The sequence below is a fragment of the Myxococcus dinghuensis genome, from assembly GCF_024198235.1.
Lineage (GTDB): Bacteria > Myxococcota > Myxococcia > Myxococcales > Myxococcaceae > Myxococcus > Myxococcus dinghuensis.
The window spans coordinates 28,805-41,007 of record NZ_JAKCFB010000031.1 but is presented as its reverse complement, the minus strand read 5'-3'; the positions used below and the strand labels follow the sequence as shown (position 1 = coordinate 41,007).

General features: G+C 71.9%; 9 protein-coding genes. 1 reads left to right on the top strand and 8 read right to left on the bottom strand.

Annotated features, from left to right (window positions below; genetic code table 11):
* Positions 1-2 precede the first annotated feature (2 nt).
* Positions 3-944: a L,D-transpeptidase family protein gene (locus LZ198_RS30765; RefSeq protein ID WP_253975679.1), complete on the top strand. Its 942-nt coding sequence runs from the start codon at positions 3-5 to the stop codon at positions 942-944.
* 9 nt (positions 945-953) lie between these two features.
* Here the strand turns inward: LZ198_RS30765 and LZ198_RS30760 are convergent, their stop codons facing one another.
* From LZ198_RS30760 to LZ198_RS30725, 8 genes are all read right to left on the bottom strand, one after another.
* On the bottom strand, positions 954-2,711 hold the full coding sequence (locus tag LZ198_RS30760; protein ID WP_253975678.1) for an ATP-binding protein: 1,758 nt from the start codon (positions 2,709-2,711) through the stop codon (positions 954-956).
* 106 nt (positions 2,712-2,817) lie between these two features.
* On the bottom strand, positions 2,818-5,451 hold the full coding sequence (locus LZ198_RS30755) for a serine/threonine protein kinase (RefSeq protein ID WP_253975677.1): 2,634 nt from the start codon (positions 5,449-5,451) through the stop codon (positions 2,818-2,820).
* Between the two features lie 119 nt (positions 5,452-5,570).
* Positions 5,571-6,347 carry a hypothetical protein gene (locus LZ198_RS30750; RefSeq protein WP_253975676.1) on the bottom strand — a complete coding sequence of 259 codons (777 nt, stop codon included), beginning with the start codon at positions 6,345-6,347 and terminating at the stop codon, positions 5,571-5,573.
* Positions 6,344-7,621: an ABC transporter permease gene (locus LZ198_RS30745; protein ID WP_253975675.1), complete on the bottom strand. Its 1,278-nt coding sequence runs from the start codon at positions 7,619-7,621 to the stop codon at positions 6,344-6,346. The genes LZ198_RS30750 and LZ198_RS30745 overlap by 4 nt, the downstream gene beginning before the upstream one ends.
* Positions 7,618-8,319 (bottom strand): ABC transporter ATP-binding protein, encoded by a 702-nt coding sequence (locus tag LZ198_RS30740; RefSeq protein ID WP_253975674.1) that lies wholly within the window; start codon positions 8,317-8,319, stop codon positions 7,618-7,620. The genes LZ198_RS30745 and LZ198_RS30740 overlap by 4 nt, the downstream gene beginning before the upstream one ends.
* On the bottom strand, positions 8,316-9,980 hold the full coding sequence (locus tag LZ198_RS30735) for a hypothetical protein (protein WP_253975673.1): 1,665 nt from the start codon (positions 9,978-9,980) through the stop codon (positions 8,316-8,318). The genes LZ198_RS30740 and LZ198_RS30735 overlap by 4 nt, the downstream gene beginning before the upstream one ends.
* A gap of 149 nt (positions 9,981-10,129) precedes the next feature.
* Positions 10,130-10,942 (bottom strand): hypothetical protein, encoded by an 813-nt coding sequence (locus LZ198_RS30730; protein WP_253975672.1) that lies wholly within the window; start codon positions 10,940-10,942, stop codon positions 10,130-10,132.
* A gap of 35 nt (positions 10,943-10,977) precedes the next feature.
* Positions 10,978-12,165 (bottom strand): ABC transporter substrate-binding protein, encoded by a 1,188-nt coding sequence (locus tag LZ198_RS30725; RefSeq protein ID WP_253975671.1) that lies wholly within the window; start codon positions 12,163-12,165, stop codon positions 10,978-10,980.
* Between the last annotated feature and the right edge of the window lie 38 nt (positions 12,166-12,203).

Genomic DNA, 12,203 nt, shown 5'->3' with positions numbered 1-12,203 from the left:
GCATGACCTCGTCCATCGCTCGCGACACGCCCCGCCTCCCGCCCCCTCCCTCCGAGGGGGCCCTCCTCCCCCAGTCCACCCCCGCGACGTCCCCAGCACGCGCGGATGCCCGTCCCGACACACGGACGTCGGTGGAGGACTGGGGCGCCGTCCCCCGGAGCCCCGCCGCGCCCCCGCTCACGCACGCGCGCTTCGCGGGGCAACCCGAACTCACGGAGGTGGCCTCCGGCCTGCGCCTCCTCGGAGCAGGCGCCCAGGGAGACGGCGTGCGCGCCGTCCAGTCGGCCCTGCTGGACATGGGCTTCGCGCTGCACGGGGGCGCGGACGGGAGACTGGGCCAGCAGACGACCCGGGCGTTGCGCAACTTCCAGGTGCACGCCCGCGCCACCTTCCCCACCCTCCAACCCACGGGGGTCCTCGACGCCGCCACGCTGCGCGCGTTGGAGGCGCTGGCCCCCGCCCCGGGCGCTCGTGGCCAGTCGCGCGGCCTGCCCAACCCCCACTACGACGGGCAACCCGTGCGCGTGGTGGTGGCGCTGCGCGAGCACCGCACCTTCCTCTTCGACCCCCGGGGGCAACTGGTGGACGTGTTCCCCAACGCCACGGGCACCGCCGGCACCCCCACGCGCGCGGGGCTCAAGGTCGTCCGGACGAAGTTGGACCAGGTGGCCGCGGAGGCGGCGGGCGCGCGGCTGTGGAACGACCAGCACGTCTTCGGCACGCGACTGTTGGACCTGTCCTGGGCGGATGGTCGCCACTCCGCGGAGGAGCTGCACGGGACGAACGCCCCCGCCCTGCTCGGGGGCAACGTGTCCCACGGCTGCATCCGCCACTCGAACGAGGCCATCGTCGTGCTCCACGACGCGCTGTCCGTCGGAGACCGCGTGGCGGTGGTGGAGCACGTGGACGACCCGCACCTGCGCGTGCCGGTGCCGGTCGCCTGACGAATGTGGCTACCGCTCCTCGAGCAGCGCCTTCAACTCCCGGACGCGGCGGGTGATGACGTCTCGGTCCAGCGTGCGGAAGTTCTCGGGCAGCAGCTCCCGGCTGGTGCACTCCTGCACGGCGACCAGGTTCTGGAGTTCGATCTCCAACGGGTAGCTGGGTGGCACGAAGTCCGCGAGCACCGCCGCCACGTCGTCCTTCGTCACCGACTCACGCCCGTCCGCCAGGGCCCGGAACTTCGAGCGCACCATGACGGCCTCGATGTCCGCGCCGCTGAAGGCGCGCACGCTCGGCGGAATCATGGCGGAGAAGGACTCGATGCCCTCCGCGGAGACGCCCGTCTTCTTCGACATCACCTGGAAGAGCTCGTCACGCTCCGCGTCCGTCTGCGGATAGAAGAGCGCCAGGTGCTCCTCCGCGCGGCCCTGCCGCTTGAGGTCGATGGGCAGCAGGTCCGGCCGGGCCGTCATCAGGAACCAGACGATCTTCCCGCGGTACTGCGTGTTGCCCATGAAGGACGCGATGGAGCCGAACACGCGGCTGCTCGTGCCGGAGTCACCGCCGGAGTCCCGGTTGCCGAGGAACGTGTCCGCCTCGTCGATCATCACCGCCACCGGCCACAAGGCCTTGAGGAGGTTGAAGATCTTCTCCAGGTTGGCCTCGGTGACGCCCTGCCACTGGCTGCGGAAGTTGAGGAACTTCACCACGGGGATGCCAATCTCCCCCGCGAAGCAGCTCACCATGAACGTCTTGCCCGTGCCCACCGGCCCGGACAGCAGATAGCCCATGGGCATGACCTCCAGGCGCCCCTTCTTCAGCGCGCTGGCCGCCTGCCGCAGCATCTGCTTCGCCTTCGCGTGCCCCGCCACCGCGTCCAGCGTGTGCACCGGCTCGATGAACTCCAGGAGGCCGTGGCACTCGGCCTGGATGATCTCCTTCTTCTTCTCCTTCAGGAGGTCCGAGGTGATGCGCACCTCGCGCTCCAGCGCCTCCGTCAGCACGCGGTCCAGGTTGATGCGCGACAGGCCCGCGGTCATCTTCGCCAGGCCCGCCAGCGGCACCTCCGACACGGACTGCAGCCGCTTGCCCTCCAGCTTGAAGCGCACGTACTCCAGCCGCTCCTCCTCGGTGGGCAGGGGCAGCTCGATGGGCGACACGTACGGGTTGCGGGAGATGCGCGGCGCGATGTCCGCCAGGTTCTCCGCCAGCAGCACCACGGACACGTCGCCGGCGAGGAACTGCGGGTCGTGCGCCCACTTGTCCAACGTGGCCAGCACGAAGCGGTCCTCCGAGGACAGGTGGGAGATCTCCCCGCCCGGCACCAGCGTCTCCGCGAAGTCGATGATGAGCGCCAGCGAGCGCCCCTCGCTCAGGCGCATGCGCAGGAAGTTCTCCAGCACCTGGAGCGCCCGGCCTGGATCCCTCGGCATGACCTTGGCGTAGTCCGTGCCGTACATGGCGTCATAGCCGGACATGACCCGCGCCAGGTCCTTCTGCGTCTCCTGCGTGGCCGACCGGATGCCCGACGAGCGGTCATAGAACAGGACGTGGTCCCGCCCGCCGAACAGCTCCTCCGACAGGAACGTCTTCAGCGTGCCGAAGCCCCGCCCGCCGTCCTCCATCTGGAGCGGCTGCAGGTCCCTCACCGCTCCGTAGAGCAGGAAGGTGTTCACCGTCTTCGTGTAGTACTTCCGGGCGAGCTGCTGCGCCCACCGGGGGAGGTCCGCCAATGGATCTGCCTTCTGGACCTTGCGCACCTTGCTCACGGACACACGCCTCCTCTCGCTCCTCCGCTGGGGGAGCTGGCGCACCCGCCTCCGCCCTCACGGGGGAAGCGGGCCTCGAAACCCTTCACCTTAACGGGCCACGCGCTCAGCGACAGCGCGCCTGTCGCTTGAGCGTCACCGTCGCGGTGGAGATGGATTCTCCGGCCTCGGAAGCCGGCACGTCCACCTCCGCGTCGCTGTGGCACTTGAGCTTGAGCGTGAGCTGCCGCACGGACGTGGACAACTGCACCGTGGCCGGCGTCTCGCCCAGCTCCTGGCCGCCCACGAAGATGACGGCGCCCGCCGGACGCGAGTCGACCTTCACCGACACCTTCGTCACCAAGGGCTCCAGCTTGAGCGACACCTCGACCGGTCCCTCGCCGGAGACGGGCACCCGCTTCGACGCGGGCTTGTGCTGCGGCGCGCTGACCTCCACCACCCACTCGTTGCCGCTGATGGGCACGCCCTTGATGAAGGCATCCGAGTGGCCCTGGTCGCGGACCACCTTCCCGTCCACCTTCACCTGGGCATCCGTCGGTTGGGTGACGAGCACCAGCGACGCGGTGCGCACGAGGCTCTCCAGCACGACCTCGACCGGGGTGACCTCCTTGCCGCTGTTGACGGCCACCGTCTTGGTGAAGGTCTTGAAGCCCTCCGCGCTGACCGTGACCATCACCGGCCCGGCCTGCACCTGGCGCAGCAACGTGCTGCCCCCGTCCGCGGGCACCGGCTGCGCGTCGAACGTCACGCTCATGCGCGAGCGCACGTCCTGCGGCACGCGCTGCAGGTCCAGCATGAGGTAGCCCGAACCGGGGCTCAGGCCCCACCAGGCGCCCACGGAGACGAGCACCAGGGCCACCACGCCGACGAGGCCGTAGAGCACCCGCTTGTCGAGCCCCTTGCCGCGGTTGAGCGCGGGCACGGAGGCCGTCGGGAACTCCTCGTCCTCGGACTCCGCGTCTTCCTGGACCGGCGGAGGCTCCGGACGACGCGGGGGCGGGCGCACCGGATTGCCCGCGTTCAACTGGGGCGGGGCCCGGTGGGACGACTGCTGTGCCTCCTGGAGCGCCGCGCGGGAGACCCCCTGCGACACGTCCGGCGGCAGCGCGTTGCGCGGGATGCCCTGGGACACGTCCGGCGGCACGTCACGGGCGATGCGCGGCAGCCCATCCCCGCCCCGGCTGGGACGCTGGCCCGGCGCCTGCGCCGCGACCTCATGGGGGACCAGCGTGGGCACCGTCGTCGACGGGCGCGCCGGCGCCCCGGAGGGCGTCAGCACCGGCATGTTCGCCTGAGACAGGCGCGGCGGAGACAGCGGCGAGGGCGGCGGAATCAGCGCCGTCTTCCCGGACGGATGCTCGTCCTCGTCGACCGCGGGGGGCCGCGTCCCCAGCGGCGTCACCGTGCGCCCCACCTGGGCACCCGGCTGAGTCGTGGGCTCCGGGCTGTCGTCGAAGACGTGGTCGCTGGAGACCAGCTGCGTCGCCTGGACCTCGTCCTCCTTGGGCGCGGGCGCGGCCGTGGCCGCCGTCAGCTTGGGCAGCGCCGCCAGCGTGGGCGAGCGCCGTACCCCCGAGGCCGCGGGGGGCGGACCGCCCGTGACGGCGCCCATCGCGGCGGTGGCGCGGGGCGGCGCCGGCGCCACCGGCTGCACCACGGGCACGGGCACGGGGGCCGGAGGAGGCGGCGCGGACATGCCCCCGCTGGCGTAGCCCTGCGCGGCCTCCAGCGCGGCGAGCATGCCGTCCGGCGGGCGGATGTCCGCGTAGTCCGACAGGCGCTGCTTCTCGCGCTCCACTTCCTCCGCGAAGGTGGACTTCATGTACTGCATGAGGTCCTTGCGGCCGAAGATGGTCTCGCTGGTGATGAGGAAGCGCTGCAGGTCGTCGCCCAGCTCGCTGGCGTACTGGTAGCGCTCGTCCACGTCCTTGGCGAGCGCGCGCATGACGATCTTCTCGAGCGTCTCCGGGATGCGCCGGTTGTACGTGGACGGCGCGGGGACCTCCGCCTTGCGCACCTTCTCCAGCACGCTGAAGTCGCTGTCGCCCACGAAGAGGCGCTCGCCGGTGAGCATCTCGTAGAGACACACGCCGATGGCGAACACGTCCGAGCGCCGGTCCAGCGGCAGGCCGCGGATCTGCTCCGGGCTCATGTAGCCGAACTTGCCCTTGAGGATGCCCGCCTGCGTCTTGGTCGCCTTGCCCGCCGCCTTGGCGATGCCGAAGTCGATGACCTTGACCTCGCCCTCGAAGGAGAGGAGGACGTTCTGGGGCGAGATGTCGCGGTGGACGATGTTCATGTCCCGCCCCATCCCGTCCTTCTTCCGGTGGGCGTAGTCCAGGCCCTCGCACATCTTGGAGATGCAGAACGCCACCAACGGCACGGGCGCGGGCTCCCCCTTCTTCCGGCACCGGTCGAAGATGGCCCGCATGTCCTTGCCGGGGATGTACTCCATCGAGATGAAGTAGCTGCTGGCGATCTGCCCCAGCTCGTAGATCTGCGCGATGTTGGCGTGGCTCAGCTGGACGCTGATCTTCGCCTCATCGATGAACATCGAGATGAACTCTTCGTCCTCCGCGATGTTCGGCAGGATGCGCTTGATGGCCACGAGCCGTTCGAAGCCACTCGCGCCGAATTGCTTGCCGCGCCACACCTCCGCCATGCCGCCGATGTTGATGCGGTCCAGAAGGAGGTACTTCCCGAAAGGGATGGGCTGACGCTTCGGTTGAGAGGTCGTCACGTGGGGGAGGGTCCGTTCGTGAGGAGCCTAGCGATCGCGCGAGCGCAGGGTCAACCACACGAGGCTGCCCTCCGTGCTCGACAGGCGGGCAAGCAACAGGTCTGTGGCACCCCTTCGCGTCAAGGCTGGAGGCTGGAGGTCCCCGCGTCCTGCCCCGCGGGCTCGGGCTTCGTCATGCCATCCCGGAAGGCCCCGGTCGGCTCGGACTCCTCGTCCGGCACCTTGGGGGTGACCAGCAGGAAGCGCGTCTGGCCCCCGGCGGCGAGCACCTCCGGGGCGCCGAAGCGCTTCTCCGCGGGCAGGCCCACCAGCGTCACCCAGGCGCCCTTGCGCTCGGGGGCGACGCAGTACAGCAACGTGCCCACCCGCACCCCGGGTGCATCACGCACCGGGCCTTCGCAGTCCTTGCGGACCTGGAGGGTATAGGCCTGCGCGGGCTCTCCGTGGACCAGGTACGGGGGCCGTCCCAGTTCCTCCAGGAGCGGCTGGAGCATGCGCGGGTCGTCCACCACCGCGTCGAGCGTGGACAGCTCCTGCGCGAGCTTGTGGAAGCGCTGCAGGGACATGGACGCCACGTCCGTGGAGTCGATGGGGATGCGGCTCTCCGCCAGCATGAGGTCCGCGAAGAGCGACCCCACCAGCACGATGGGCAGGAGCCGGTAGCCCTTGAAGCCCTCGGGGAGCTTCCGGACGAGCCCGAAGAGGACGGCGGCCGTGGCGAGCGCCGTCAGCCCCAGCACCACGGCGGGGCGCACCGGCGAGGGCAGCTCCACGAGCGCGGACACGTCCGCGGTACGGGCCCTGAGGGCGTCGGAGAAGTCGCCGCCGTAGATCCAGGCGATGGCGGCCAGGCTGAGCACGTTGCTCAGCAGGGTCTTGCGCGAAGGGAGCGTCATCCAGCGAGCGTCCGTGCGGGGTCTGTGGCGGCGGCGCGGCGACTGGGGAAGTAGGCCCCGGCGAGCGCCGCCAGGAGGCCCAGCACCACCCCACCCAGCACCACCGGCCAGGGGAAGGAGAAGAAGCTGTCGGGTTTGTACGGGAAGTTGGGCAGGTAGCCCGCGGCGAGGCGGTTCACGCCGAACGACGCCGCGAGCGCCACCGCGGTGCCCACGGCACCACCGGCCAGGCCCACCACGGCGGCCTCGGCCAGGACGATGGCGCGGATGTCCGCGCGCGAGGCCCCCACCGCCTGCATCACGCCAATCTCCCGCGCGCGGGCGCGCACGGAGGCGGACAGCGCGTGGGCGATGTTCACCGCGGCCAGGAAGCAGATGAGGATGGACAGGAGCGCCAGCGCGGAGGTGGTGAGCGCCACCGCCGCGCCCGTGTTCTCCGCCATGCGGCGCTCCTGGTCGTCGATCTCCAACCCCATGGCCTTCACCGCGTCCACCAGCGCCGGGACGTGGGACGGGTCCACGGCCACCAGCGTGACGCCGGAGTAGTTCTCCGCGTCCACGCCCGCCTGGCGGTTGATGCGCACCGCGGTCTCCAGCGGGAGGGTGATGCCCGCGAACATGGCCCGGTCGGACGCGCCCACCACCTGCGTCTGCGAGGAGACCGAGGGCCCCGTCGCCGAGGCGGAGACGTAGGAGCGGTTGAACTCCACCGGGAAGCCGAAGCCGACGATCATCCCCGACGACAACTGCGGCAGCTTGCGCGCCGGGGCGAACGTCTTGTTGTACAGCTCCAGCAGGCGCGTGGACACCAGCGCGGGGATGGGCTGGCCCTCGCCGGCGTCCTTGAACTCGCCCAGTTGCACGTCGCCCTTCACCAGGTCCGGGTCCACGCCGACGGCGAGCACCTCCATGCCCATGCGCAGCCGCGTGCCGAAGAAGACGCCGTCGTAGCGCGTCACCGCGGGCACGCGCACGCTCATCTTCCGGTGCGCGGCCTCCACGCCGGGCAGCGCGCGCAGCCGCTCCACCGCCTCCGCGTCCAGCTTGCCGCCGCCCAACAACCCGAGCGACACCGACGAGGGCACCACGTCCACCAGCCGCGCGTCGGTGGGGAAGATCTTCTCGCGGATGACGCGCCCCACCCCCAGCCCCAGGCCGATGAAGAACACCAGCGTGCCCACGCCCATGGCCACGCCGAAGGCGGAGAAGAACGCGCCCTTGCGCTCGCGCGCGAGGCTCAGCCGCACCAGCCGCGACAGCGCGTCCAGCCTCATGACGCGTCCCCCGAGGCCGCCTGGGCCGTGGCGCGCTCCTCCACGAGCTTGCCCTCCTTGAGCCGCAGCACGCGCCGCGCGGCGGCGCTCATCCGCTCCTCGTGGGTGACGGCCAGCACGGTGAGGCCCTCGCGGTGCAGCTCCTGGAACAACTGGATGACCCCCGCGCCCGTGGCCGCGTCCAGGTTGCCCGTGGGCTCGTCGCACAGGAGCAGCTTTGGACCTCCGTAGAGCGCCCGGGCGATGGCCACCCGCTGGCGCTCGCCGCCGGACAGCCGCACCGGGGCGCGGTCCTTCTTGGCCGCGAGGCCCACGCGCTCCAGCAGCGCCTCGCCGCGCTTCACGGCGTCCGGGGGCTTCGCGCCGAAGTGCGACGGCAGCAGCACGTTCTCCAGCGCGGAGAGGTTGGGGATGAGGTGGAAGGACTGGAAGACGAAGCCCACGTGGGTGTTGCGGAAGCGCGCCAGGGCCTTGTCGCCCAGGCCCGCCAGCTTCACGCCGCCCACGGACACCTCGCCCCGGTAGTCGACGTCGAGCCCTCCCAGCAGGTGCAGCAGCGTGGACTTGCCGCTGCCGGAGGGGCCCACCACGGCGACGAAGTCCCCCGCGTCCACGTCGAGGGACATGCCGTCGAGCACCCGGACCCGGGTGCCATCTCCATCGATGTATTCCTTGGTGACGTCTCGGGCGTGAATCACGGAGTGGCCGGCTGGGTCGTGGTGGAGGTCGCGGAGGTGGGGGTGAGCCGGAGGGACAGCTCCGCCTGGAGCGCGCGCTCCTTGCGGGTCACGGCGAGCGTCACGGCGCGCAGGTCGTCGGTGGCCTCCAGCCAGCGCACGGTGGTGGCCTTGATGGCGAACCCACCGATGCCCCAGGCCTCCGACGGGAGGTTCTTCACCGCGTCCGCCAGCCGGCGCAGGTCGAGCACCGCGACGAAGGCGGCGTCCTTGCCCGCGTCGCGCAGGTCCGCGGAGAGCGGCCCCTCGGAGGCCTTCTGCGCGAGCGCGGCCAGCGACGCCTCCAACTGCGCCTGCGGCGAGGCGATGAGCAGCCGCCCGTTGGGCGCGAGCGCGAAGTGCGCGCCCTCCCCCGCCCGGTACGACGTGAGGTAGACGCGCTGCCCCTTCAGGTCCGAGCCCTCCACCTTCGCGCCGAAGTTCTCGGAGAACTGGGGCACCCGCTCCAGCAACGCCTGGGTGCGCGCCGAGTCCTCCAGCTCCGACACGGCGACCAGGTGCACGAAACGGAACGGGTTGGTGCGGCGCAGGTCGAGCGCCGGCATGCCCATGCCCAGGTTCACCTTGGGCGACAGGGCCAGCCCCAGCACGAGGCCCGGCTTGAGGTTGTCGAGCAGCTCCGCCTTCATGTCGAGGCCGCTCTTCTGGATGGCGCGCGTGAGGTAGTCCCCCACCAGGTACGGCCACGCGCCGTCGAGCTGCGACGGGTCACCGCTGAAGCGCGCCACGAAGAAGCTGTCCTGGGGCAGGTAGCCGCGCAGGTCCGGGGTGTCCTTCACGCGGTCCAGCGCGGCCAGCGACGCCTGCGTGTCCGGCCACGGGGCGTCCGCCTGCACGGTGACGGCGGCGTCCTCCACGCGGCCCGTCAGCGTCAGGCCCTGCACCGTGCCCGCCGGCAGCAGGAGCCCCGCGCCGCCGGGGAGGTACACGTGGAAGTCGCGCTGCGCGGGCAGGCGCTGGAGCGACGCGGCCAGCACCGGCTCCTTCGCGAGCGAGCGGTCCTCCGGCTGCGTGGCGAACCCGCGCAGCGACGCGACGGAGGGGCCGGCGCCCAGGAGCGCGAAGGAGCCGCCGTCGATGAAGAGCAGGCCCAGCGCCGGCTCGGTGGCGCCGGGGCGGCTGAAGGTGACGAGCCGTCCGCCCGCGCCCTTCTCCTGCTTCGCCTCGGACGCGCCCAGCCGCGTGCTCGCGAAGCCGGCGAAGGTGGCCTCCAGCTTCTCCGCGTCCTTGACGCCGACCACGGAGACGGCGCGGCTGCCGCCGAGGAACGCGGCGCCCGCGCCCCGCTCGGGGGCGATGCCCGCGGCCTCCAGGGCCTGGCGGCTGCGCAGGTCGACGCCCACCTGCCGCATCACCGCGTTCACGTACCCCTCCGCGGAGGAGAAGTTGCGCAGCTGCGCGGCGAAGGACGCGGCCTTCAACTTCTGGAAGCGGGCCAGCTTCTCGCCCAGCGCGCCCAGGTCGTCGATGACGACGGAGGCCTGGGCGTCGCGCGGGAGGAACCGGGCCGGGCCCGAGGCCCCCGCGGCGGCGACGGGCCCCTTGTCCTTGTCACCACAACGCGAGCAGCCCGCGACAGCGAGTACGAGGAGGAGGGTCGGTAGCCAGGCTCGGCGGAACATGAGGGCAGGACAGGACGGCTGGGCCAGAGAGTCAATCTATTCGTGTGCGACGCCGGTATCCGCCGCCCGGCCAGGGGCCCGGATGACGGCCAGGCAACTGACCGCGTCCAGGACCTCCGGGGTCGCGCCCCGCCCCACCGTCCCCGGCTTCAGCGCACCCGCGAGCCATGCGGCAGCGGGCCGCGCGTCTCCTCGGTGAACTCGAGGAACTGCTCCATCTGCCGCACGGACTCCTCGGTGGCCTCGGCCTCCGCGCTGAGCACGGTGAGCTGCCGGTTGACGCTTTCCGGGTCGCGGATGGCGATGGACTGCTCGTGCGTCAGCCGCATCAGGTCCTCGATGCCCGCGAGCTGGTGGCTCACCACCTCGCGGCTCTCGCCCGCCTGCTCGAAGCGCGACAGGCGCTTGCGCAGGATGTCCAGGCGGTTCTGCTTCACCTCGCGAAGCCGGGGGTTGGCCTCCCCCGCCATGTCCGCCTCCAGCTCCCGGACGTCCTTCTCCAGGTTCTCCCGGTCGGAGCTGTTGAGGAACGAGCGGTGCTGGTTGAGCGTGGAGATGAGGCGCAGGAACGACGTGAGCAGCGCGTCCATCCGCGGCTCGCTCTCCGACTCCAGCACCTTGCCGCCCGGCAGCTTGCGGTAGTTGGCGAGAATCTTCTCCTTCAGCCCGACGAGCTGCTGGTAGTGCTCACGCTGGGAGGGCGACAAATCTCCCAGGAGCGAGTCCACCGCCTTGCGCGCCTCCTCCGGGTCCGCCGGCTCGCGCGAGCGCACCGCGCGCTGGAAGCGCGGCACGGACGAGAAGAGCCCCAGGTACAACCCCTCCAACCCCAGCGCGACCAGGGCCGGCAGCGGCTCGCCCGTCAGCGCCGCCGAGGCGGCCGCCGTGCCCAGCCCCACCAGGTTGGCGGGCATCAGGAATGCGGCCTTGATGTAGTTCGGCGACTTCTTCGCCACGTCCATCCTCCCGTCCCGGGGCCTCGCCCGGGCCGTACGCCTCAGGGCCCTCGCGCCTCCGACACGTACTTCAACGCCCCCAAGTCCCGCGTATCCTCCGCCAGCGGCACCGGGGGGCCCTGCTTGAGCTTCTGGAACAGCGCGGCGGCGCTCTGGTACAGCTCGTCATAGGTGACCGGCGCCTCGCCGGAAAGGCCGAAGAACGCCCGATTGTCCGCCAGCGTCGCGGGAGGCGCGCTGCGGATGGCCTCGATGGGGTCGCCCAGGTACGGCGCCACCTCGCCGAGCATCCTCGCCCCCGCCGTGGGGTCCTTGAGCACGTTCTGTCCGGCATCCAGCATGCCGCGCAGCACGCGGCGGACCGCGTCCGGGTACCGGGCCGCGAAGTCGCCCCGCGCCACCAGCACCGTGGCCACCAGGTGGGGCGCGTCCGCCGTCGTCGCCAGCACCGCGCCGCCCCGGTCCCGGGCCGCCAGCTCCACGTCGCCCCACAGCCCCACCACCGCGTCCGCCCGGCCCTCGCGCAGCGCACGCCCCGCGTCGAGCGTGGACGGCAGGTCCACCCAGCGCACGTCCGAGGTGCGCAGGCCCGCCCGCGCCAGCACCCACAGCGCGAAGTAGTGCGTGGAGCTGAAGGGATAGACGCCCACGCGCTTGCCGCGCAGGCTCGCCAGGTCCGTGACGCCCACCGCCGCGAGCGCCTCCTGCCCGCGGCTGCGCCCGGCCAGCAGCACCGTGCGCGGCGCCGCGTCCCGCAGGCCCGGCGCCCACGACGCCAGCCGGTCCACCGACAGCATGGCCATGTCCACGCCGCCGTTCTCCGCGCCGATGGCCAACGCCTGCCGCAGCTCCTCCTCCCGGCCGAACAGCACCGCGCGGGCATCCAGCGCGTAGGCCGTCTTGAGCACGCCCTGCGCGGCGCCCGCGGGCGCCGTGGGGTTGTCCAGCGTGGTGGCCCCGCCCGCGGCGACGAGCAGGCCCGCCGCCGAGCCGCGCGGCGTGAAGCCGACGAGCACGGGACGCAGCGGCACGGACGCCACGTCCGCCACGGGCGCGGACACGCCCGCGGGGAAGTCACCCGGGGACAGCCGCACGGCCTCGCGCGTGGCGGGGAAGAAGCGCGCCTGGAGCCTGTCCAGGTACCCCATGCGGGACGCGACCACCCAGCCCGCGCCCAGCACGCACAGGGAGAGGAAGAGGAAGAGGCCTGGTCCGCGGTGGAGCTTCATCCGTCAGTTCCCAGGCCTCGTCTCCTCGTTCCGGACCA

Coding starts and splice junctions, on each gene's coding strand:
- LZ198_RS30765 (WP_253975679.1), top strand. CDS start 3: ATGACCTCGTCCATCGCTCGCGACACGCCCCGCCTCCCGCCCCCTCCC.
- LZ198_RS30750 (WP_253975676.1), bottom strand. CDS start 6,347: ATGACGCTCCCTTCGCGCAAGACCCTGCTGAGCAACGTGCTCAGCCTG.
- LZ198_RS30745 (WP_253975675.1), bottom strand. CDS start 7,621: ATGAGGCTGGACGCGCTGTCGCGGCTGGTGCGGCTGAGCCTCGCGCGC.
- LZ198_RS30735 (WP_253975673.1), bottom strand. CDS start 9,980: ATGTTCCGCCGAGCCTGGCTACCGACCCTCCTCCTCGTACTCGCTGTC.
- LZ198_RS30730 (WP_253975672.1), bottom strand. CDS start 10,942: ATGGACGTGGCGAAGAAGTCGCCGAACTACATCAAGGCCGCATTCCTG.
- LZ198_RS30725 (WP_253975671.1), bottom strand. CDS start 12,165: ATGAAGCTCCACCGCGGACCAGGCCTCTTCCTCTTCCTCTCCCTGTGC.